At 61.3% G+C, this 22,287-nt stretch carries 14 protein-coding genes and 1 pseudogene; 7 read left to right on the top strand and 8 right to left on the bottom strand.

Features of this window, described 5'->3' with window-relative positions:
* The first annotated feature begins 61 nt into the window (after window positions 1-61).
* Complete coding sequence (mltF, locus tag LRS56_00910; protein WDU63184.1) at window positions 62-1,522, top strand: membrane-bound lytic murein transglycosylase MltF; 1,461 nt, start codon at window positions 62-64, stop codon at window positions 1,520-1,522.
* Between the two features lie 134 nt (window positions 1,523-1,656).
* Here the strand turns inward: mltF and LRS56_00905 are convergent, their stop codons facing one another.
* From LRS56_00905 to treP, 5 genes are all read right to left on the bottom strand, one after another.
* Window positions 1,657-1,944 carry a PTS transporter subunit EIIB gene (locus LRS56_00905; GenBank protein ID WDU63183.1) on the bottom strand — a complete coding sequence of 96 codons (288 nt, stop codon included), beginning with the start codon at window positions 1,942-1,944 and terminating at the stop codon, window positions 1,657-1,659.
* 2 nt (window positions 1,945-1,946) lie between these two features.
* A complete protein-coding gene (gene ptsP, locus LRS56_00900) occupies window positions 1,947-4,454 on the bottom strand; it encodes a phosphoenolpyruvate--protein phosphotransferase (protein WDU63182.1) in 2,508 nt (835 codons plus the stop codon).
* A 152-nt stretch (window positions 4,455-4,606) separates the two neighbouring features.
* Window positions 4,607-5,827: a carbohydrate porin gene (locus LRS56_00895; GenBank protein ID WDU63181.1), complete on the bottom strand. Its 1,221-nt coding sequence runs from the start codon at window positions 5,825-5,827 to the stop codon at window positions 4,607-4,609.
* A gap of 58 nt (window positions 5,828-5,885) precedes the next feature.
* Window positions 5,886-7,532 carry an alpha,alpha-phosphotrehalase gene (treC, locus tag LRS56_00890; protein ID WDU63180.1) on the bottom strand — a complete coding sequence of 549 codons (1,647 nt, stop codon included), beginning with the start codon at window positions 7,530-7,532 and terminating at the stop codon, window positions 5,886-5,888.
* Between the two features lie 65 nt (window positions 7,533-7,597).
* Window positions 7,598-9,040: a PTS system trehalose-specific EIIBC component gene (treP, locus tag LRS56_00885; protein WDU63179.1), complete on the bottom strand. Its 1,443-nt coding sequence runs from the start codon at window positions 9,038-9,040 to the stop codon at window positions 7,598-7,600.
* A gap of 239 nt (window positions 9,041-9,279) precedes the next feature.
* Between treP and treR the strand changes: the two are divergent.
* From treR to LRS56_00855, 6 genes and pseudogenes are all read left to right on the top strand, one after another.
* Window positions 9,280-9,985, top strand: a pseudogene (gene treR, locus LRS56_00880) (trehalose operon repressor).
* 92 nt (window positions 9,986-10,077) lie between these two features.
* Window positions 10,078-12,210: a hypothetical protein gene (locus tag LRS56_00875; protein ID WDU63178.1), complete on the top strand. Its 2,133-nt coding sequence runs from the start codon at window positions 10,078-10,080 to the stop codon at window positions 12,208-12,210.
* A 23-nt stretch (window positions 12,211-12,233) separates the two neighbouring features.
* Window positions 12,234-13,691 (top strand): membrane-targeted effector domain-containing toxin, encoded by a 1,458-nt coding sequence (locus LRS56_00870; GenBank protein ID WDU63177.1) that lies wholly within the window; start codon window positions 12,234-12,236, stop codon window positions 13,689-13,691.
* Window positions 13,667-14,695, top strand: a complete 1,029-nt coding sequence (locus LRS56_00865) for a membrane-targeted effector domain-containing toxin (protein WDU63176.1) — start codon at window positions 13,667-13,669, stop codon at window positions 14,693-14,695. Before LRS56_00870 ends, LRS56_00865 begins: the two co-directional genes overlap by 25 nt.
* Window positions 14,696-14,947: 252 nt before the next feature.
* Window positions 14,948-15,727 carry an alpha/beta hydrolase gene (locus LRS56_00860; GenBank protein WDU65667.1) on the top strand — a complete coding sequence of 260 codons (780 nt, stop codon included), beginning with the start codon at window positions 14,948-14,950 and terminating at the stop codon, window positions 15,725-15,727.
* Between the two features lie 289 nt (window positions 15,728-16,016).
* The gene (locus LRS56_00855; GenBank protein ID WDU63175.1) at window positions 16,017-18,320 is read left to right on the top strand and encodes an autotransporter outer membrane beta-barrel domain-containing protein; all 2,304 of its coding nucleotides are present in this window, start codon (window positions 16,017-16,019) and stop codon (window positions 18,318-18,320) included.
* A gap of 115 nt (window positions 18,321-18,435) precedes the next feature.
* On the opposite strand, the gene guaA is transcribed toward LRS56_00855, so the two are convergent.
* From guaA to LRS56_00840, 3 genes are all read right to left on the bottom strand, one after another.
* Window positions 18,436-20,013, bottom strand: a complete 1,578-nt coding sequence (gene guaA, locus LRS56_00850; protein ID WDU63174.1) for a glutamine-hydrolyzing GMP synthase — start codon at window positions 20,011-20,013, stop codon at window positions 18,436-18,438.
* Between the two features lie 80 nt (window positions 20,014-20,093).
* Complete coding sequence (guaB, locus tag LRS56_00845; GenBank protein WDU63173.1) at window positions 20,094-21,563, bottom strand: IMP dehydrogenase; 1,470 nt, start codon at window positions 21,561-21,563, stop codon at window positions 20,094-20,096.
* Between the two features lie 104 nt (window positions 21,564-21,667).
* Entirely contained in the window at window positions 21,668-22,216 is a 549-nt protein-coding gene (locus LRS56_00840) for a sugar ABC transporter ATPase (protein ID WDU63172.1), read from the bottom strand.
* Window positions 22,217-22,287: the final 71 nt, after the last annotated feature.

The raw sequence follows: 22,287 nt of genomic DNA, 5'->3' as shown, positions 1-22,287 counted from the left end.
AGCAGACAAGTCCCGCGCTGTCGAGATATGGCGCCGTGGGCCGTTTGCGTATACTGCGCAGATGTTCTCCCCAACTGCTTTGCGCCCGCGATGCGCCAAATGGCTCATCGCAACCGGACTCTTCCTGATGCTCAGCGCCTGTGTTGATAAGCCCAGCACGCTCGAGCGAATCAAGGAGGATGGCGTATTGCGGGTGATCACCCGGAACAGCCCGGCGACTTATTTCCAGGACCGCAACGGTGAAACCGGTTTCGAATACGAACTGGTCAAGCGTTTTGCCGATGACCTGGGGGTAAAGCTGGAAATCGAGACCGCCGACAACCTCGATGACCTGTTCGGCCAACTGGGTAAACCCAACGGCCCGGTTCTGGCCGCCGCCGGCCTGGTCAGCAGCGATCAGCGCGAAAAACAGGTGCGTTTCTCCCATCCGTACCTGGAAGTGACCCCGCAGATCATCTACCGCAACGGCCAATCGCGCCCGACCAACGCGGCCGATCTGGTGGGCAAGAAGATCATGGTGCTCAAGGGCAGCACCCACGCCGAGCAATTGGCTGAGCTTAAAAAACAGAATCCTGCGATTGAATACGAAGAGTCCGACGCCGTTGAGGTAGTCGACCTGCTGCGCATGGTCGACGAAGGCCAGATCGACCTGACCCTGGTGGACTCCAACGAAGTCGCGATGAACCAGGTGTACTTCCCCAACGTGCGCGTGGCGTTCGACCTCGGCAATGCCAGCAACCAGAGCTGGGCCGTGGCGGCGGGCGAAGACAACAGCCTGCTCAACGAGATCAACAGCTACCTGGACAAAGTGGAAAAGAACGGCACCCTGCAGCGCCTCAAAGACCGCTATTACGGGCACGTAGATGTACTCGGCTATGTCGGCGCCTACACCTTCGCCCAGCACTTGCAGCAGCGCCTGCCCAAGTATGAGAAACACTTCCGCGCCTACGCCAAGGAAGAAAAGGTCGACTGGCGCCTGTTGGCCGCCATCGGTTATCAGGAGTCCCTGTGGCAGCCGGCCGTCACCTCCAAGACCGGCGTGCGCGGCCTGATGATGCTGACCCAGAACACCGCCCAGGCGATGGGCGTGTCCAACCGCCTGGACGCCAAGCAGAGCATCATGGGTGGCGCCAAGTACCTGGCCAAGATCAAGGATGAGCTGGACGACAGCATCGCCGAGCCGGATCGCACCTGGTTCGCCCTCGCCGCCTACAACGTGGGCACCGGCCATCTGGACGATGCGCGCACGCTGGCGAAGAAGGAGGGCCTGAACCCGAACAAGTGGCTGGACGTGAAGAAGATGCTGCCGCGCCTGTCGCAGAAGCAGTGGTACAGCAAGACCCGCTACGGCTACGCCCGGGGCGGCGAGCCGGTGCATTTTGTGGCGAACATCCGGCGTTATTACGACATCCTCACGTGGGTAACGCAGCCGCAGCTGGAAGGTAACCAGGTGGTCGAAGGCAACCTGCATGTTCCGGGTGTGGACAAGACCAAGCCGCCGGAAGATAACCCGCAGCTATAAACATTCTCCCAAACACCCCAGCCCCCTGTGGGAGCGGGCTTGCCCGCGATAGCGGCCTGGCAGTCGATACAATGGTCGCCAGACACACCGTCATCGCGGGCAAGCCCGGCTCCCACAGTGATCTGATTTGATCTCTAGACCGGCTGCAGGCCGGTGATCAAATGCACCACCCCACCCGCCAACACCATCACCCCCGGCACGCCCGCCGCTTTCAACGCCGGCCGATCCAAACGCCCCGCATCCCGCAACTGCACGCGCACCCGCGTCAGCGCCACACGCTGTTGTGACGTGAGGTTATCCGCGCCGCCCAGGGCACTCAGTACATCGGCTGACAACAGACTCGGCGTCGGCGCCTCAACCGTTTCGGCAACCAGATCCGGAGTCAGGGCTTTCCAGAAGGCCTGCTTTAATTTATCCAACATGCTCAGTTCTCCAGCACAACGGTAGCTGTTTGATAGTTACGTAACGCCTCGCGTACCTGACCGGCTTCTTCCAGGCCCAGCACTTGGCGGGCGAGGGCCTGGCAGTCGGCCAGCTCCAGCTCGCGCACGCGGGCCTTGATGGTCGGGATCAACGGCACGCTGACCGACAGCTCATCCACCCCCAGCCCGATCAACACCGGCACCGCCAGCGCTTCGGACGCCAACGCGCCGCACACGCCCACCCACTTGCCATGGGCGTGGGCGGCCTGAACCGTGGTGGCGACCAGGCGCAGAACCGCCGGGTGCAAGCTGTCGGCCTGGCTGGCCAGGCGTGGGTGGTCGCGGTCCATGGCCAAGGTGTATTGGGTCAGGTCATTGGTGCCGATGGAGAAGAAATCCACATGCGGGGCGAAGACATCCGCCATCAAGGCGGCGGACGGCACCTCGATCATGATCCCCAGTTTCGGCAGCGTTTTGAGCCCCAGCGCCAGCGCTTCCTCCTGCAGCATCTGGCGCGCCAGGTGCAGCTCCGACAACAGGCTGACCATCGGCAACATGATATGCAACCGCGCCAACCCGGCGCTGGCGAGGATGGCGCGAAACTGTTCACGCAACAGCGCCGGGCGCTCCAGGCACAGGCGAATACCGCGCAAACCGAGGAACGGGTTGCTCTCGCTGTCCATCGGCACATACGCCAGCGGTTTGTCGCCGCCCACATCCAGGGTGCGCACCACCAGATTGCGCTCGCTGCCCAGGGCACGGGCGATGGCGCTGTAGGTCGTCGCCTGCTCCTCAGGGCTCGGCGCGCGGTTGCGGTCCAGGTAGAGAAACTCCGAACGCAGCAGGCCGACGCCTTCGCCGCCCAGGGTCAGGGCGTGTTCCACCTCCTGCAACGAGGCGACGTTGGCCGTGACCTCCACATGATGGCCGTCGCGGGTGACGGCGGGCAGTGCCGCTTGCGCGACGTCACGCCGGCGTTGCAGAACTTGCTGCTGGCGTGCTTCCTCCAGTAGCTCGATTTCCGCCAGGTTCGGCTCCAGGTGCAGCTCGCCGTTGTCGGCATCGAGCAATACCTGCTTGCCGTTGGCCAGCGTCAGCACCTCGCCCGGCACGCCACAGATCGCCGGCAACCCCAGGGCCCGGGCGAGGATCGCGACGTGGCTGGTGGCGCCGCCGCCGACGGTGACAAAACCGAGTACCTTGTGCTTATCCAGGCCGGCGGTTTGCGACGGGGTCAGTTGCTCGGCGATCAGGATTGCGCGCTCGGGCAAATCCCAGGCGCTGTCCTGAATGCCAAGGATCAGTTTGAGCACGCGCTGGCCGACGTCGGCCAGGTCCGCCGCACGCTCGGCGAGCAGCGCATTGCCCGAACCTTGAAACAGTTGGGCGGTAGCCACCGTGGCAGCGTTCCAGGCAAAGGCGGCGCTTTTGCCTTCGGCCAGCAAGCGGTGGGCGGGCTCCAGCAACGTCGGGTCTTCAAGCAGTTCCTGGTGGGCGCGAAAAATCTGCGCCTGGGCACTGCCGGCCGCCTTGGCTTGCAGGGCTTGCAGGGCCTCGGTTGCTGCCAGCAGGCCACGTTCCAATGCGGCACGCTCGGCAGGTTCGCCGGTGCCTTGCTCCGTGATCGTCAGCACAGGCTCGGCCACTTGAACCACCTGGCCAAACGCCGAGCCTGGCGATGCACACACGCCACGCAGCACTGTCGTCGACGACGCGACAGGCTCGGCCGCCATGGCCGGTGCCGCTACCGCCTCGCCGCAGCCCTCGGCCAACAGCGCGACCAGTGTCTGGATCGCCACGTCGGCATCCTCCCCCGCCGCACTGACTTGCAGGGTGTCGCCCTGCACGGTTTGCAGCGCCATGATCGCCACCAGCGATTTGGCGTTGGCGCTCTGGGTTTGTTTGTGCAGGTAAATGCTCGCGCTAAAACCTTTCGCCGCCTGGGCAAATACCGCCGCCGGGCGGGCGTGCAACCCATTGGCGTTGGGCAGGGTCAGCGGCTTGGAGAACAGGGCATCGCCCTCCTCTTCGGCCACTTCGTCAACCCCACCACCGGGAGCCACCCGCAACAACGGCTGGCCCAGCTCCACCACGCCATTGGCCAACGCGGTGAACGGCTCGCCACTGACCACCAGCACCAAGGTCAGTAAACTCCGTGCGTTGAGCGCCACGTAGTCGGCATCGAACTCAATCAGTGCTTGCCCGGCCTCCACCCGCTGGCCTTCCTCGACCAACCGGCTGAAGCCCTTGCCCGCCAGGTTCACGGTGTCCAGGCCGATGTGCATCAGCACCTGGACGCCATTGTCGTCGGTGATGCTGACCGCATGCCCACTGTCCTGGATAGTGCTGATCACACCGGCCAGTGGCGCGCAGAGGGTCTGCGAGGTGGGATCGATGCACAGGCCGTCGCCGATCAGACGGCTGGAAAACACCGGGTCGGGCACTTGATCCAGCGCCAGCAGCACCCCGGACAGAGGCGCCAGCAGTTCCAGGGATTGAGTTGTGGTCATGACTTCACCTGTTGTTGTGTTCTGTAAAAATCATTGGGCGCACGACGATCCAATGTGGGAGCTGGCTTGCCTGCGATAGCATCGCCTTGGTCTTACCGAGACACCGAGTCGCCAGCATCGCGGGCAAGCCCGGCGCCCACATCAAGCCCGCGCTATTTCCACCAGTATTCGACCTGCACACCCACATTCGAGCCATGCCGCGCCGTGCCATAGGCGCCGGTATCGGACAACGCCGAGCCCGCCGCCAGCTCATTCGCCGCTCGCTTGGCTGCCTCGTTCCAGGTTGCGTAGGTGTAATACACACGCACTTCCGGGCGCGCCCAGAAATCCGGGCCATTGGGTGACCAGGTGGGCGCAAAGGTAAATTTGCTCAGCTTGCGTGTTCCGCCGCTGGCATCGACTTGATCATGCCCAAGTTCGGTGACCAGTTTGAACTGCTCGCTGATCGCATAGGCCGGCCGCACGCCGACGGACATCCAGGTCTGGTCCTGACTGCCGGGGCGGATATCTTTCTGGTACACCGCCTCGACCTGCCCGCCGAAACGCGGGGTCACTTGCCAGTCGAAAAACTCCACGGCGCGGTAACTTTTGCTGCTGTTGTCCAGGAAGGTATTGCCGGTGTAGCCCAGGCCGGTGCCGGGGCCTTCGCCGTACTGCAAGGCGAACTTGTTCTTGCCGCCGAGGAAGGTTTTTTGCACGTGCTGCGCAGTAATCGCCCAGCCACTGTTGGTGTCACGCCCCCCGGCCTTTTCGATGTAGCTCAAGCCCAGTTCCAGCTCGCCGCCGGGGTTGGTCTTGAAGCCTGCGACGTTGAAATCGTGACGGGTGGCGTATGCCTTCTGGTACAGGTTGTCCTTGCGCGAGATGGCGTAGCTGTATTTCAGATCGCCAATCAGCACGTCTTCGACACCACCGCCCGTGGCGCTCTGGTTCCAATAGTAGAAATCGGAGATATGGATGTCATTGCGTTTGTAGTAACGCCGCCCCGCCCACAGCGAACCGCCATTGAGGCTGGGCAGGTTCGACCACTGCGCATACATCTGCGGCATGCGTGCGGTGCCGTGGTCTTCGCCCTGGAACTTAAGGGCGCGGTCATACTTGTTGTACAGCGAGGCCATGGCATCGACGCTGAGCACCGAGCCGTCGTCGAGGGTCAGCAGGTCCTGGCGCAATTCAAGTTCGGCGTACTGTTCGCATTCGTTACCCAAGCGGTATTTGGTCTGCGCGCCCGGTAACTGGAAACATTGCTGCTTGCCGCTGCCGGTTGAGGTGCCTGCGCCGCTGCGCAAGTAACCGGCGAATTCCAGGGCCTGAGCGGCAAAAGGTGCACTAAGACAAGACGCAATGAGGCCCAACTTTATTGTTGTTTTCATGAAGCACTCCGATATTTTTATTATGTTTTTTGCAGCGCACCCGCACTCCCGGCGGGTCTCAATCCTTGAGGTGCAGGACAAACGATTCGTACGGGCGCAACACCAGCGTGCGGGTACGCAGCGGGCAGTCGGGGTAGTTGCTGATCAGCAGGCGTTGTTCGTTGGCCGTGTTGATGACGCCTTCGGGCAATTGGATTTCGCAGGGCCAGCCGTAGAAGTTGTTCAGCACCAGCAGGCGCTCACCCTGGCCTTCGCGCAGGTAGGCCCAGACCTGGAGGTGGTCCGCCAGCAGCTCGCGGTAAACGCCTTTCTGGATCAGCGGCTCGTGGCGACGCATGGCGATCAGCGCACGGTAGTGATGCAGCACCGAATCCGGATCGTCCAGCTGGCGCTCGACGTTGATCTGCGCTGCGTTGGCCGGAATGCCGATCCACGGTTCGCCCGTGCTGAAACCGGCATTGACCTGGCTGTTCCACTGCATCGGCGTGCGGCTATTGTCACGCGACTTCTGCATGATCGCCGCCATGCTCGACGCCTCGGGTTCACCCGCATCGCGCTTGAGGCGGAAGATGTTCAGGGTCTCGACATCACGGTACTGATCGATTGTGTCGAACCCCGGGTTGGTCATGCCCAGCTCTTCGCCCTGGTACACGTACGGCGTGCCCTGCAGAAAGTGCAGCGCCGTGGCGAGCATCTTGGCCGAGACCACGCGGTGCTCAGCGTCGTTACCAAACCGCGAGACCACCCTTGGCTGGTCGTGGTTACACCAGAACAGCGCGTTCCAGCCGCCACCGGCCTGCATGCCCAGCTGCCAGTCGGAAAAAATCCGCTTGAGTTGCAGGAAATCGAAGTCGGCCTTCACCCACTTTTGCAGGTTCGGGTAATCGACTTTCAGGTGATGAAAGTTGAAGGTCATCGACAGCTCTTTCGACGCCGGATTCGAATAACGAATGCAGTGTTCCAGGCTGGTGGACGACATCTCGCCGACGTTGATCAGGTCATGGCCTTCGAAGACTTCGCGGTGCATTTCCTGCAGGTATGCGTGCACGTTCGGGCCGTCGGTATAAAAGCGCCGGCCGTCGCTGTTGTCCTCGGGAAAATCGGCGGGCTTGGAGATCAGGTTGATCACGTCCAGGCGGAACCCGCCCACCCCCTTGTCACGCCAGAAGCGCATCAGCTTGAACACCTCGGCACGCACCTTGGGGTTGTCCCAATTCAGGTCGGCCTGGGTGTGATCGAACAGGTGCAGGAAGTACTGGCCGGTTTGCGCCTCGTATTCCCAGGCCGAGCCGCCGAACTTGGATTCCCAGTTGTTCGGCTGGTCGCGCCAGATGTAGAAGTCGCGGTACGGGTTGTCGAGGCTGCTGCGCGCCTGCTGGAACCACGCGTGCTCGATGGAGGTGTGGTTGACCACGATATCGAGCATCAGCGTGATGCCGCGCTTGGCCGCTTCGCTGATCAGCAGGTCGCAATCGGCCATGGTCCCGTAGCTGGGGTCGATGGCGTAGTAGTCGCTGATGTCGTAGCCGTTGTCGCGTTGCGGCGAGCGCAGGAACGGGGTGATCCACAGGCAATCCACGCCCAGCCATTTGAGGTAGTCGAGCTTGTCCACGATGCCCAGCAGGTCACCGGTGGCGTTACCCGCGTGGCTGTGGAAGCTTTTGGGGTAGATCTGGTAGATCACCGAGTGTTGCCAGTCTTGCATGGAGGTTTCCTTCAATTTGAAATGCGATCAACTGTGGGAGCTGGCTTGCCGGCGATGGCGGCCGATCACGCGACCCGATAACCCGGCCGAACAATCTTCATGCTCAACGCACAGGTCAGAACAAACGGCACCACAATCGCGATGACCATCCCGATCACGAACACCGGGATGTACTGTGGAAGGATTGAGATAAACGCCGGCAAGCCGCCGACACCGATGGCCGAGGCCGTGACCTTGTTCAGCGACAGGAAAATGCTGCCCAGCGCCGAGCCCAGCAGCGCGGCATAGAACGGGAACTTGAAGCGCAGGTTCACGCCGAACATGGCCGGCTCGGTGATGCCGAAATACGCGGATATCGCCGAGGTCGAGGCCATGCTTTTGTCCCGCGCATTGCGGGTCATGTAGAACACGCCGAGCGCGGCGCTGCCCTGGGCCAGGTTGGACATGACGATCATCGGCCAGATAAACGTGCCGCCCTGGGTGGAGATCAGTTGCAGGTCCACGGCGAGGAACATGTGGTGCATGCCGGTGATCACCAGCGGCGCATACAGCAGGCCGAAAATCGCCCCGCCGACCATCGGCGCCAGGTCAAACAGGGTGACCACGCCCTCGGTGATCAGGATGCCGAGGTGACGGGTGACCGGGCCAATGATCGCCAGGGCCAGCACGCCGGTGACCACGATGGTGGTGATCGGCACAACCAACAGCTGAATCGCATTCGGTACGCGCGCCCGCAGCCATTTCTCGATCACGCTCATCACGTAGGCGGCCATCAGGATCGGCAGGATCTGCCCCTGGTAGCCGACTTTTTCAATCTTGAACCAGCCGAAAATATCGAAGTACGGCAGGCTCTGGCCGTCGAGCCCGGCCACCGCCTTGCCGTAGTTCCAGGCGTTGAGCAGGTCCGGGTGCACCAGCATCAGGCCGAGCACGATGCCGAGGATTTCACTGCCGCCAAAGCGCTTGGCCGCCGACCAGCCCACCAGCGCCGGCAGGAACACAAACGAGGTGTTGGCCATCAGGTTGATCAGGCTCCACAGGCCGTCCAGGTTCGGGTAGGCCTCCAGCAGCGTCTTGCCCTCGATGAACATGCCCTTGGCGCCCATCAGGTTGTTGATGCCCATCAGCAAGCCGGCAATGATCAGCGCGGGCAGGATCGGCATAAACACATCGGAAAACACCCGTACCAGGCGCTGCATGGCGTTGGTCTTGTCGGCGCCCTTCTTCTTCACGTCGGCGATGGTGGCGGCGGCAAGGCCGGTCTGTTCGCGCAGGGCGGCGTAAACCTTTTCCACTTCGCCGGGGCCGATCACCACCTGGAACAAACCGCCGGTAAAGAACGAGCCCTTGACCAGATCCACCTGGTTCAACGCACTGGCGTTGACCAGGCTCGGGTCCTTGAGCGCCAGGCGCAGGCGGGTTACGCAGTGGGCAGCTTGCTCAAGGTTGTCGCTGCCCCCGAGGTTCTCGAGAATCTCGCGGGCGATCGTCGAATAGTCGTGGCTCATGCTTGTTTTCCACTTTGATTTTTTTATTGGGGGGCAGTCATTGGCAGCACGCCGAGGGCAAACGTACTCGTCTGTACGAGTTAAAGCAACAACTCGTACAGACGAGTTGCAAAAGTTTATTTCCTGCAGGGGCCTGCAAGCCGGCTCCTGCAGAGGAGCGTTCTCCGTAAGCCCAATGGACAAACCCCACCTGTGACACTAAGGTTCCTGCCTGAACGCAAAGGCACAGAGCCATCCCCATGAGCAAATACAACCAGATCTATACGGATCTGCTTGCCAGCATCACCACTGAACGCCTGCAACGCGGTACGCGCCTACCCTCCGAAACCGAACTGATGGACGCCTATCAGGCCAGCCGCGGCACCGTACGTCGGGCCATCGAGCAATTGCAGGAGCGAGGGTTCGCGCAAAAAAATCCACGGCAAGGGCACCTTCGTGCTGTCGCCCAACCCGATTGAATTTCAACTGGGCGGCATCGTCAGCTTCCACGAAACCCACGCCGATTTAGGCGACGACGTACGCACCGAAGTGGTCGAATTCAGCCAATTCCCGCTGGAAGGCAACCTGCTGCAACACATCGAGGCCGAGCCCGGCACTCTGATCACGCGCATCAAACGGGTACGGCGAATTGGCGGCAAACGGGTGATCCTCGACATCAACCACTTCGTCGCCGAGGTGATTCCGGGCCTGGACCAGGCGATTGCCGAGCAGTCGATCTACGCGTTTATCGAACAGACCCTGCAACTGCAGATCAGCTACGCCCAGCGCACCATCGAAGCCCTGCCCCGCAGCAAGGACGACCAGGCACACCTCGACCTTGAGGGGCAAAGCCACGTGATCGTGGTGAGTAACCAGACGTTTTTGCAGGATGGCCGGCAGTTCGAATACACCGAGTCGCGGCATACGCTGGATAAGTTTTACTTTTCGGACATTGCCCGCCGCTGACTCCGACAACCGCCGGGTTGCCGGCCCGGCAGCCCCGCCCCGCCCGCCTTGGGATAGTCATCGCGACATTACGCGACCCAAGGAAGAACATCATGCAAGACGCATCCCCCCTGCCCAACGCCGCCGACGCTGCCGCCCTCAAAGGGCTGGTGCCCGCCCTGGTGGAGGCCTGCCCGGACATGGATGAAATGGCGACGCGCTTCGCCAAAAAAATCCTCGCGGACCACGCCATCGACCTGGAGCCGGAGCAGGTCTACTGGCACCGCTTTCATTCCTCGCAGAGCAACCCGCAGACCTTCACCGGTTGGGAGCACATCGAGCACCCCCACGGCTCCATGACCCTGACGCAATTGGTGATCACCCGCTTCACCGTGCACGATCAAGACAACGCCGACATGCTCGACAACGACTGCGGCTTCTACACGGCCGGGCCCGAAGTCGGTACTTATGATCAGACCAACGAGGTCAAGCTGTACGGCAGCCAGGTGCTGAAAGCCTTCTGGGCGTTCAATTTTGCCGACCATTTCAAAACCGCTGCGGCGGCATTCTGGAGCCGGCAGGGCAGCGCATTCCGAACCTTGGCCAAATGCACCTTCCTGGCCAAAGCCATCGAAGATCGCGAAGCGGGACGCCTGTCCGACGAGAACTTTCGTACCGTGGTCAAGGCTGCCGCCTGCAACGTCAGTTGGCCCGTAAGCCGCCAGATGCTCGATGAGCCCATCCAGCCCTCCCAGGCGCTGCGAATCAGGCGCCTGAAAATCGGCAGCTATGTGGCCAGCGATATCCTCAGCATCGTCGATAAGGCTCAACGGCAAATTCTCTATGTGCCCGGCGAGCTTTACGGCTTTCATGTGTTGAACCGGGTAGAGGACCTGCATTGGTGGGTGTTGTCGCAGATCGAGCAACCCGAACACCGCCAGCGTTTTCTGGCGCATTTCCAGGTCGCCGATCACGACATCATGCAAGACACTGCCGCGCTGACCACCACCCAGGAATGGCTGCTTGCCGCCTTCCCGATTCCGGACCTGCTGAGCAAGGTGTTTCACGAGCCCAAGATGGAAAACATCGGCCTCAACCACCTGCTGGACCTGTTGTTCAACGCCTGGAAAAACCACGACCACTCACTGCTCGAAGGGCAGGACGCCTGGGTGACCGACGACCCGTTCACCCACCTGCGCGATGCCATCCACGCGCGCATGCTCAGTGACGCTGTTTTCATGATGCATTCCAACGGCGAGCTGCGAAAAAAACTCTGGATCGGTTACCTCAATGCCTTTGGCCGCACATTCGGCCCGCTGGCGGCGGTCGGCTGGCCGGTGGCGCTGGCCGTGGTGGGCGCGGGCATTGCCAATGTCGGGCTGAACATCGACCAGGCGGTCAACGGCAAGACTTGCGCCGAGCGCAAGGCCGGGGTGAGTGGCGCGATCCTCGCAGCCATCGATACCCTGTTCAATGCCACCTTCCTCAAGACCGGCGAGCGCCTGCCGGAAATAACCCAGGCCAGTGACACCATCGCCACCGACGAGCAGCTGGCCGCGAATACCGTGAACGACGCCGAGTTAGCGCAGCTACACAGCATCGCCCCGGAACGCGTGCCTGCACTTGCCGAAGAAGACACCTTCCTGAAATCGCTGCGCACCGAGATCACCGAAAGTACCCGTGAAGGCACGGGCGCACGCAGCGGCATCATCGAGACATTCAGCGCCAAGACCTACATCTACCTGCGCCAGGGCAGCACCGCCGGCTACTTCCAGGTGCGCTATGTGAAAGAGGTCAACGGCTGGCTGATCATCGACCCGCAGAACCCTTGGTCGTTCTACCGCAATGTGCCGGTGCGCCTGAACGCCTACAAACAATGGGAACCAGTCGCAAGCCCTGGCCTCAAGGGCGGCCGGCCGATATTCGGGTTCAAGCCGTGGGGGCGCTCGCCCAGCCCGCTGCCGCAGATTGAAACCCCGGCAACCGCCTACGATGTGCCGTCAGCACAAAGGCCCGGGCTGCAGAAGGTTGCCGAGGGCAATATCGGTCCAAGGGCACTGAATGAGGAGTACGCAGGCGGCGAGGAATACAAAGACTTCAAAACATTGCGGCGTAAGCTGCATGACGACGCGCAGGTTTTTTCGATAGCCCGCCACGCCCCTCTCGCCCGCAAATACCGCAATTTGCCGCGGATGCACCGCCCAAGACGATCCTCCAACGCCTGCTCGGGGACGCCCCCGGAATAGTCATCGGGGAAAACCATTCGAGCGTGGCCAGCAAACGCTTCCTGATCGAAAACATGCCATTGCTGGCCAAGGAAAAGGTCAAGACCCTGTACCTGGAACACGTGCTGACGGACTTCCATCAAGCGGACCTGGACCTCTTCAACCGCACCGGCAAAATGCCGCAGAACCTGGAGCGCTATCTCAAGCAACTGGACGCCGGCCACGGGACCGACCCCACCGGCCAATACACCTTTATGCAAGTGATCAAGAGCGCCCAGGAAAACCACCTGCGCGTGCAGGCCATCGACTGCCTGGCGAGCTATCACAGCAATGGGATTCTCGGCGCGCAGGCCAACTTCCGGCAAAAAATGATGAACTACTTTGCCCACACGGTGATGGAAGCCGACCAGGCGGCACGTGGCGCTCACAAGTGGGTGGCACTGGTAGGCGACAGCCATGCCAATACCTACGAAGGCGTTGCGGGGCTGAGCGAACTGGAGGGCACACTGGGCCTGCGCCTGGAAGACAGCGAACTCGGCCAGGCCCGAGGTATCGAGCCCGACCCGGGGCGCACTGCCCTACAGATGGGGCGCGCACCGACTTCGGTCAAGAACGATCTGCGCCTGCAATTGGAGATGCCCGCTGATGTGCGCGTTGCCAATCAGCTGGAACAGCGCCTTCCCTTGCCCGGCATGTATATGCGCCATGCCGAACCGGGAGGCATGCTGATCGTCAGCCGCGACCGTAACGACTTGATCAAGATCACCCCACTGAAACGCGACGGCGCCGGCTATTTTGTCGAACGTCCCGAATGGACCACGCTCCATGGCCGGCGCTTCAACACCGTCGAAGAACTGAACCAGGCGCTTAGCGCACGGAACATGACTGAAGTTCTGCAAACCAACCGTCTTGCCTCCCCGGTGGCCTCAACCTCTGCCGCTGCAGCGCGCCAGGTGCCAACCACCTATGCCGCCAACCTGCTCCTGGAAGGGCAAACCCTGAACCGGCAACCCGGCCGGCTTTTCAACACCTATAGCCTCCAGGCCTCGGGCGACTTGCCCTCTCACGCCATCCTGATGGGCGAGCATGCTTACTACATTCGCTGGGAGCAAGACATCAACGGGCCTGGCCACTGGGCGATTGTCGATCCGGTCAACCCCAACGCGTTCAACCGCTCCATCCCGGTGCGCCTCAACAGCGGCGGCGAGTGGGAGGCGATTGCCGCAGGAGGCCTCAAGGGCGGTACAGGTGGCGCCGTGCCCGGGCCGTCCTCAGCGTCGGGGCCTCAGCCCTTCAGCGCCTACGACGTACCCACCGAAGCCTTCGAGGAAACCCACATCCAGTTCGTCAGGGACGCCGACGGCCGAGCGCACGCCGTCAGCAGCGGGCAGCGCCTGATCAATCAGAGTCGGCAACGCTTGCTGGATGACGCCGTCGCCTTCTTCAAAGCCCCCGGACACTGCCGCCCCGCCCGCGCTTGCCGACACTTGCCACCGGCCTGAGTGGTGACGCCTTCATCGAGCAGGCGCTTGAGTTGGAGCAGATACCCGGCCTGGTGGTGGGCGAGCGCTCGGGAGGCATCGGCAGCAAACAATTTCTGATTGAGCACATGCCTGCATTGAACAGGGCCCAGGTCAGGACACTGTTCGTCAAAGGCCTGGTCACCGAAAGCCATCAGGCCGACCTGAATGCCTTTCATCGCAGCGGGAACATGTCTTCCGACCTGCGCCAGTCCCTGGAGGAAGTGGACCGGGCCCAGGCCAACGATCCGTCACGGCGTTACAACCTGCTGGAAATGACCCGTGCGGCCCAGGCCAACCAGATCCGCGTGCAGGCCTTGGACTGCATGGCCAGCAACCCGGCCCTCGGCGAATTGCCCAACGACAGCTACAGCCGCCGCTGGGTCGACAACTACCTGACCCAGCAGCAGATCCAGCGCTATGTGCCTGCCGGCAGCCGCGAACGCTGGGTGGCGCTGGTGAACCCGATGATGACCAACACCTACCGAGCGTTGCCCGGCATCAGCGAACTGGAGGGCGCAATCAGCCTGCGTATCGAAGACGTGCCGCAAGGCCAGGGCTCAGGCTTCATGATCGACCCGGGGGCCGAAGCGCCAGAGCCGGTGATTGGCCAGTTCGTCGACAATGAGCACAACATGACCACGCAGTTGGGCCCGGTCACGGCCTACAGCGATATACGCCTGCAGCTGGAAACACCTTGGCTGAGTGCCGGTCAGAGAGCCTATGGCGAGCAATTTCCTGCGCCCGGTTTTTACACCCTCAGCAACACCAGCGGCGAGCTCAGGCTGATTCACCGCAGCCGCGCCCAGGGCCTTGTCTACACGCCCATCCAGATCGACAGCCAGAACCGTTTCTTCATCCAGGCCCCGACCTGGCCGGGGATCGACCGTCACCCCTTCAACACCTTGCTGGACCTGATGGGCGCCCTCAACGCCAGGAAGATGACCCTGGCCAACTGGTCCAAACCGCTGCAAGCCGTACCCTGAAACGCAAAAGGCCGGGTGAATGTGCATTCACCCGGCCTCCAGGGTTTGGGCGGGATCAATCCCAGTCCATTATCATAATGGTTTTGTGGCCCTCCACCGGGTGGCCACCACCTGCCACTGGCGCCCTGACTTAACCGGGTACTACACCGCCAATGCCGATGCCTGCGTGGCCAAAATGTGCTGAGACCCATGATGAGTAGATGCTTTCCCTGTCGTCGGAGATTGGCCGGCTTCTATAAAACCTGGCTGGTCATGGTCAGCGCGCTTCTCATGGCCTGCCAATCGCCGCGCGAGGCCCTGCAACTCCTGGCTGATGAGCACGGCCGACAATTGGAGGTCCTGCCGGGACACGCCTTCCCCCTGCTGTTGCTTGCGCCGCAAACTGCACAAAAGATGACGCGCCTGCGTGTCTACCTGGAAGGCGATGGCCATTCCTGGGCGACGGCCACTCAACCCAGCCTGGATCCGAGCCCGCACACTCTGTTAGTGCCACGGCTGGCGGTCGGTGATCCGACACCGAATGCGTACCTGGCACGCCCCTGCCAGTTCGTCATGGCCGCTGCCTGTCAATCAGCACTCTGGACCAATCGACGATTTTCTCAGGAAGTGGTCACCCGCCTCAGCCAGGCGCTGGATCAATTAAAACAGCGATATGGCAATGAGGAGTTCGAACTAGTGGGGTATTCAGGTGGCGCCGCTCTCGCATTATTGTTAGCGGCGCAGCGCAATGATGTTACCCAAGTGCAAACCCTTGCCGGCAATCTTAGTCCGCGTCTGTGGGCGATGATGAAAGGGCTGTCGCCCCTCGACGGTTCGCTGGAGCCGCTGGACTATCGTAATCGATTGGCCTTATTACCCCAGCGTCATCTCATCGCAGAAGCGGACCTGATTGTTCCAGGTAGTTTGGCGGATAGTTACCAGCAGGCGCTTGGCTCGCCCCTCTCCCAGTGCATCCATGTACCCGGGGTAAGCCATGATAAGGGGTGGGAAGCCACATGGAGCCGATGGGCTGATACTCCATTGGCCCATTAGAATCCTGAGATTCAGGGCGGGGGCCTGGCCCGAGCGAGACCACAACAGCGGCGCCAAAGTTCCATTTATTGCTGAATAATCCCGAAAATCCTCAAAAAACAACTGTGGCGTCGCATTTTTTAGCTTTTTTTTCGTCATTAATTCTTTTAATGATGAATTGTCCTACAGGCATCGTGTAAATTTGAGCCCGCTTGAATCAGCACTCACTGACAAGCTGGCAGGGATGCCTAAAACAGGCGCTGACGCGCGGGTTGTTCCCTGTCAGTTTCTGCCCTGTAAGGATACTGCCTTGAACATTTCCCACCTGCGCCGCTCGTTGTTGGCGCTGTCCGTCGCAGCTACCACTGCCACGGCCCATGCCGCACCCGCACTCGACTTGAACCACGACCTGAGCACAGGGGCATACAGCAGCTCCGGTGATGTTTTCAATAACGCCACTTTCACCGGGACGTCGCAAAACGCAGGTGTAGATCTGATGAATGTGACGCTGGCGGGTAATCTGGTCAACCAGGGCAAAATCAACCTGACGGCTGCGAACCCCACCGACTTCCCGTCCGGCATCGCCATGACCCTCAATTCCAACGTCGGTGGCGACTTGGTAAATAATGGCGACATTACGATGAGCGGCAACTCCGTCATCGGGCTGGACCTGTATCTGGCAAAGATCGCTGGTGAAGTGAACAACAACGGCAACATCACTGTGACTGGCGCAAATGCCGAAGGCATGCTGATCACCTCGACCCAGGCGCGCATCAATAACTCGGGCACTATCACCGCGCGTGGCATCGACTCTTTGGGTATCGACATCGAGAAGGCAAGCTTTACGGGTCAGATGACAGGCGCTCCCTTCCAGAGTGATGTCAACAACAGCGGGACTATCTCCGCTGACGGGGTCGGTATCCGCTTTCGTGGTCTCGACCCCTCAGACGGCTTCAAGATCTTCTCTATCAGGCAGACAGGTGGCCTGATCGAAGGCGGCACCGCAGCCATTCTGGCGGACGACAATACCTCCCCGTCGTATTTCTACTGGCAAGGTGGGCAAGTAAAGGGTGACCTGCTGGGCCTGAGCGGTGTGCTGGTGCAAGGGGACGCGCTGTTCGATGGCTCGACCATCCGCGCCGGTTTCGTCGATATCGACGGTGGCCGCCTGACGCTGCTTCGCCCGCAGACGACGATTGTGGGCGACCTCGACATGGACAGCGATACTGCTCGCCTGCGCCTGCTGCTGGATAACAACACACAGCCCAACACGCCGATCCTGAAAGTCACCGGCAATACCTTCTTCTCTCCAGGCAGCCAGATCGAACTGCAGGCCCGCTCCGACGACTTCCGCACGTCGGCCCAGGGCACCCGCTACACCCTCATCAACTCTGGCACTTGGGAAGAGCCGCAGAACCTGTCCGTGGTTTCCTCCTCGGCGCTGCTTGAGGTGCGCAACTTCGGCATTGAAGGCCAGGACGTGAAAGCACTGGTTGCCACCCGCAGTGATGAGTCAGTCGCGGAAAACCTGCTGGGTGCCCGTGGTTCGCGTAACGCGGTGAACGCCATCACGCCGTTCAAGAACACGGCCCTGGGCCAGATGGATGAAAGCGACCCGGTATTCCAGCGTTTCGCCAACGCCGCCACCAATGAAGACCTGGCCAAACTTGCCGAAACCCTGACCCCGGACGTCAGCCGTGGGGCAATCAACGCCGCCACCAACAGCCAGAACCTGGTCGCAAGTGCCATCAACCGCCGCGCCAGCAAAGCGCGTAGCGGTCTGTCCTCCGGTGACGTCCTGGCAGAACAAGGCGTATGGCTGCAAGCACTGTCCAGCGATGCCAACCAGGACAGCCGCCACGGTATCGACGGCTACGACGCCAACACCAACGGCATCGCCGTGGGTGCCGACGGCAAGCTCAACACCGATACCACGGTGGGCCTGGCCTATAGCTACCTGACCAGCGACGTCAAATCCGACCTGGGCAGCAAAACCGACGTCAGCGGCCATGCACTGACCCTGTACGGCAACTGGACCCATGACAACTTCTTTGTCGACACCTCGCTGATGTATGGCTGGAACGATAACGAATCCAAACGCTACATCGCCGGCACCCGCGCCAAGGCCAACTACGACAGTGAGATCTTCGGCGTCAACGCACTGGCAGGCTACACCTTCCAGCTCGACAAGCAGTGGCTGCTGGAACCACAGGTCGGTGCGCGCTACGCCAACGTATCGATTGATTCGTACCGTGAAAAAGGCAGCTCAGCCGCCCTCAGCGTCGGCAGCCAGCGTTACGAAATCGGCGAAATGGGCCTGGGCGCTCGCCTGGCGGCCGCGTTTGACGTAGGTGTGGGCAGCTTTGAACCGGAAGCCAAGCTGATGGCCTGGCACGACTTCATCGGCGACAAGGCCGACACCACCTCCACCTTCGTGCTCGGCGGCACCCCGTTCACCACCACAGGCGCGACGCCTGCGCGTGACAGCTACGAGCTGGGGCTGGGCGCCAACTACCGCGTGGGCGCCTGGAGCGTGGGAGGGACGTACAACTACCTGACCAGCAGCGGTTTCGACGCCGACACCTTCACGGCGAACGTGCGTTACGACTTCTGATCAACGTGTTCGCCTGAAACAACAAAACCCGCCAGTGCGGGTTTTGTTGTTTCAGGTAGTAGCGTGGGCATGAAAAAACCGGCCTAAGCCGGTTTTTTCATGCAGCGCTGCGGGATCATTCCCACTCAATCGTCGCCGGCGGCTTGCTCGACACGTCATAAGTAACGCGTGAAATGCCTTCGATCTCATTGATGATACGGCCGCTGACGGTTTCCAGCAGTTCGTACGGCAGGTGTGCCCAACGGGCGGTCATGAAGTCGATGGTTTCTACCGCACGCAGGGCCACAACCCACGCGTAACGACGGCCATCGCCTACAACGCCTACAGATTTGACTGGCTGGAACACCACGAAGGCCTGACTGACCTTGTGGTACCAGTCGGCCTTGCGCAGTTCTTCGATGAAGATGTGGTCGGCGCGACGCAGCAGGTCGGCGTATTCCTTCTTCACTTCACCGAGGATCCGCACGCCCAGGCCCGGGCCCGGGAATGGGTGGCGGTAGACCATGTCGTACGGCAGGCCGAGTTCCAGGCCCAGGCGACGGACTTCGTCCTTGAACAGTTCGCGCAGCGGTTCTACCAGCTTGAGGTTCATTTCCTCAGGCAGGCCACCCACGTTGTGGTGGGACTTGATCACGTGGGCCTTGCCGCTCTTGGCGCCGGCCGACTCGATCACGTCGGGGTAGATGGTGCCTTGGGCGAGGTACTTGATGTTGTCCAGTTTGTTGGACTGGGCATCAAAGACGTCGATGAAGGTACGGCCGATGATCTTGCGCTTCTTCTCCGGGTCGGACTCGCCAGCCAGGTTGTTCAGGAACTGCTCTTCGGCGTTGGCGCGGATCACCTTGACGCCCATGTTCTCGGCGAACATGGCCATCACTTGCTCGCCTTCGTGCAGGCGCAGCAGGCCGTTGTCGACGAACACACAGGTCAGTTGGTCGCCGATGGCTTTGTGCAGCAGCGCGGCAACCACGGAGGAGTCAACGCCGCCGGACAGGCCGAGCAGCACGTTGTCGGTGCCGACCTGGGCGCGAACCTGGGCGATGGCGTCTTCCGCGATTTTCGACGGGGTCCACAGGGCTTCACACTCGCAGATGTCGAGGATGAAGCGCGACAGGATGCGGCCGCCTTGCTTGGTGTGGGTCACTTCCGGGTGGAACTGCACGCCGTAGTAACGGCGCTCGTCGCTGAACATGCCGGCGATCGGGCAGCTCGGGGTGCTGGCCAGGATGTGGAAGTCTTCCGGCATCTTGGTGACCTTGTCACCGTGGCTCATCCACACGTCGAGGCCGAACAGGCCGTCGGCGTCGATGTGGTCTTCGATGCCGTCCAGCAGGCGACTCTTGCCGACCACATCCACACGGGCATAACCGAATTCACGCAGTTCGGAACCTTCAACCTTGCCGCCCAGTTGCTCGGCCATGGTCTGCATCCCGTAGCAGATACCGAAGACGGGCACGCCCAGGTCGAACACGGCTTGCGGGCAACGCGGGCTGTTGGCTTCGTGCACGGACTCGGGGCCACCGGCGAGGATGACGCCTTTAGGTGCGAATTCGCGGATCGCTTCGTCATCCATGTCGAACGGGTGCAGTTCGCAGTACACGCCGATTTCACGCACGCGGCGGGCGATCAGCTGGGTGTACTGGGAACCGAAGTCGAGGATCAGGATGCGGTGGGCGTGAATGTCGAGGGCCATGAAGTCAGTCTCGTCTAATGAATCAGAAACAACTCGGGGCTGAAGAACAGCCCCGGTTACTTAACATTTTGCTGGAAGCCTCAACCTACGCGGTAGTTTGGCGCTTCCTTGGTGATCTGCACGTCGTGGACATGGGATTCGGCCATACCGGCACCGGTGATCCGCACGAACTCAGGCTTGGTGCGCATTTCTTCGATGTCGGCGCTGCCGGTGTAGCCCATCGAGGAACGCAGGCCGCCCATCAGTTGATGGATGATCGCGCTCAGGGTGCCTTTGTACGGCACACGGCCTTCGATACCTTCCGGGACGAGCTTCTCGGCGCCTGCCGAGGAGTCCTGGAAGTAACGGTCGGAAGAGCCTTGCGCCTGGGACATGGCGCCCAGCGAACCCATGCCACGGTAAGCCTTGTACGAACGGCCCTGGAACAGTTCGATCTCGCCCGGCGCTTCTTCGGTACCGGCGAACATCGAGCCCATCATCACGCAGGAAGCACCGGCCACGATGGCCTTGGACAGGTCACCGGAGAAACGGATGCCGCCGTCGGCGATCAACGGTACGCCGGTGCCTTCAAGGGCAGCGGCGACGTTGGCGATGGCGCTGATTTGCGGCACGCCCACACCGGCGACGATACGCGTGGTGCAGATAGAGCCAGGGCCGATACCGACCTTGACCGCATCGGCGCCGGCTTCGGCCAGGGCCTTGGCGGCTGCGCCGGTGGCGATGTTGCCGCCGATCACTTGCACTTCAGGGAAATTCTGTTTGACCCAACGAACGCGGTCGATCACGCCTTTGGAGTGACCGTGGGCGGTGTCGACCACCACCACGTCAACACCGGCCGCGACCAGAGCCGAAACACGGTCGCCGGTATCTTTACCGGTGCCGACCGCCGCGCCAACGCGTAGACGACCTTGGTCATCCTTGCTGGCCAGCGGGTAAGCCTTGGCTTTTTCGATGTCGTTGACGGTCATCATGCCTTTGAGGGCGAATTTGTCGTCGACGATCAGCACGCGCTCGATGCGGTGCTTGTGCAGCAGTTCGCGCACATCGTTCTTGTCGGCGCCTTCCTTGACAGTAACGAGGCGCTCTTTAGGCGTCATCACTTCACGGACGGTCACTTCAAGACGGTTCTCGAAACGCACGTCACGGGAAGTGACGATGCCGACCAGGTCGCCATCGTGCAGTACCGGAACGCCGGAGATATTGTGCAGGCGGGTCAGGTCGAACAGGTCACGCACGGTGGCGTCGGCTTCGATGGTGATTGGATCTTTCACCACACCGGCTTCGTAACGCTTGACCTTGCGCACTTCGGCAGCTTGCTGCTCGATAGTCATGTTCTTGTGGATGATGCCGATGCCGCCTTCCTGAGCCATGGCAATTGCCAAACGGGCTTCGGTGACGGTGTCCATGGCAGCGGAAACCAGGGGAATATTCAGCTCGATGCCACGGGTTAGGCGGGTCTTGAGACTGACTTCGTTAGGAAGCACCTCGGAATAACCGGGCACTAGGAGAATGTCGTCGAATGTCAGAGCTTCTTGGCTGATACGCAGCATCGCGGGGGCTCCCGAGCGGGAAAATGGAAGCGCGCCATTATACTCAGACACCCCCGCTGGCTCAATGTAAAACTCTGACATATTTGGGAATAGTGATAGAAGGGCTACAGCTCGACCTTGACCCAGCTCATCTTCTGGTCCAACCAATCGGCAAATTCGTCGATAAAGCTCTGCTTGAACCCCGCCTCCGCCCAGTTGTTGAAGATGAATCCCAGGTTGGAAAAGCCGCATTCCTGCAGGAACAGAAACCCGTTGATGTCATCTTCATGCCCACACAGCGGGCAGGTGAAGTTGTCAGTGTGGCCGGGCATCCAGTCTTCCAGGCTTTCGAACAGTGCTTCGCCGACTTCCTTCAGGCACTCCGGGCAGCCGGCCTCTTCGAGAAAGCCCTTGGCCGGGGTATAGATGCAGCGCTTGTAGATGATTTCCAAGCCGTTGATCGGCTCGTTGAACGGCAGCGCTTCGGGGTGCAGCACCACGGCGCGGGCGCCATCGGCCAGGGCGTAGGCCATGCGGTTGCCGGTGCGGCCACAGGTGGTCAATTCTTCCTTGATGATGTTCTTGCGCACCAGCCAGCGCACGATCGCCCGGGCGCGGGGTTCGTGGACGGGCAAGGTGGAGATTTTCGGGACAAGGATGCTTTGGGAATTCATGGGAGTCCTGCGGTGTGGCTACTGACGCCATCGCGGGCAAGCCCGGCTCCCACACCGGAATGCGATCAACT

It is taken from the genome of Pseudomonas poae (assembly GCA_028869255.1).
Classification (GTDB): Bacteria; Pseudomonadota; Gammaproteobacteria; order Pseudomonadales; family Pseudomonadaceae; genus Aquipseudomonas; species Aquipseudomonas poae_C.
The sequence above is the reverse complement of the archived record's forward strand: the minus strand, read 5'-3'. Positions and strand labels throughout refer to the sequence as shown.

Coding starts and splice junctions, on each gene's coding strand:
- mltF (WDU63184.1), top strand. CDS start 62: ATGTTCTCCCCAACTGCTTTGCGCCCGCGATGCGCCAAATGGCTCATC.
- LRS56_00905 (WDU63183.1), bottom strand. CDS start 1,944: ATGTTGGATAAATTAAAGCAGGCCTTCTGGAAAGCCCTGACTCCGGAT.
- ptsP (WDU63182.1), bottom strand. CDS start 4,454: ATGACCACAACTCAATCCCTGGAACTGCTGGCGCCTCTGTCCGGGGTG.
- LRS56_00895 (WDU63181.1), bottom strand. CDS start 5,827: ATGAAAACAACAATAAAGTTGGGCCTCATTGCGTCTTGTCTTAGTGCA.
- treC (WDU63180.1), bottom strand. CDS start 7,532: ATGCAAGACTGGCAACACTCGGTGATCTACCAGATCTACCCCAAAAGC.
- treP (WDU63179.1), bottom strand. CDS start 9,040: ATGAGCCACGACTATTCGACGATCGCCCGCGAGATTCTCGAGAACCTC.
- LRS56_00875 (WDU63178.1), top strand. CDS start 10,078: ATGCAAGACGCATCCCCCCTGCCCAACGCCGCCGACGCTGCCGCCCTC.
- LRS56_00860 (WDU65667.1), top strand. CDS start 14,948: ATGGTCAGCGCGCTTCTCATGGCCTGCCAATCGCCGCGCGAGGCCCTG.
- guaA (WDU63174.1), bottom strand. CDS start 20,013: ATGGCCCTCGACATTCACGCCCACCGCATCCTGATCCTCGACTTCGGT.
- guaB (WDU63173.1), bottom strand. CDS start 21,563: ATGCTGCGTATCAGCCAAGAAGCTCTGACATTCGACGACATTCTCCTA.
- LRS56_00840 (WDU63172.1), bottom strand. CDS start 22,216: ATGAATTCCCAAAGCATCCTTGTCCCGAAAATCTCCACCTTGCCCGTC.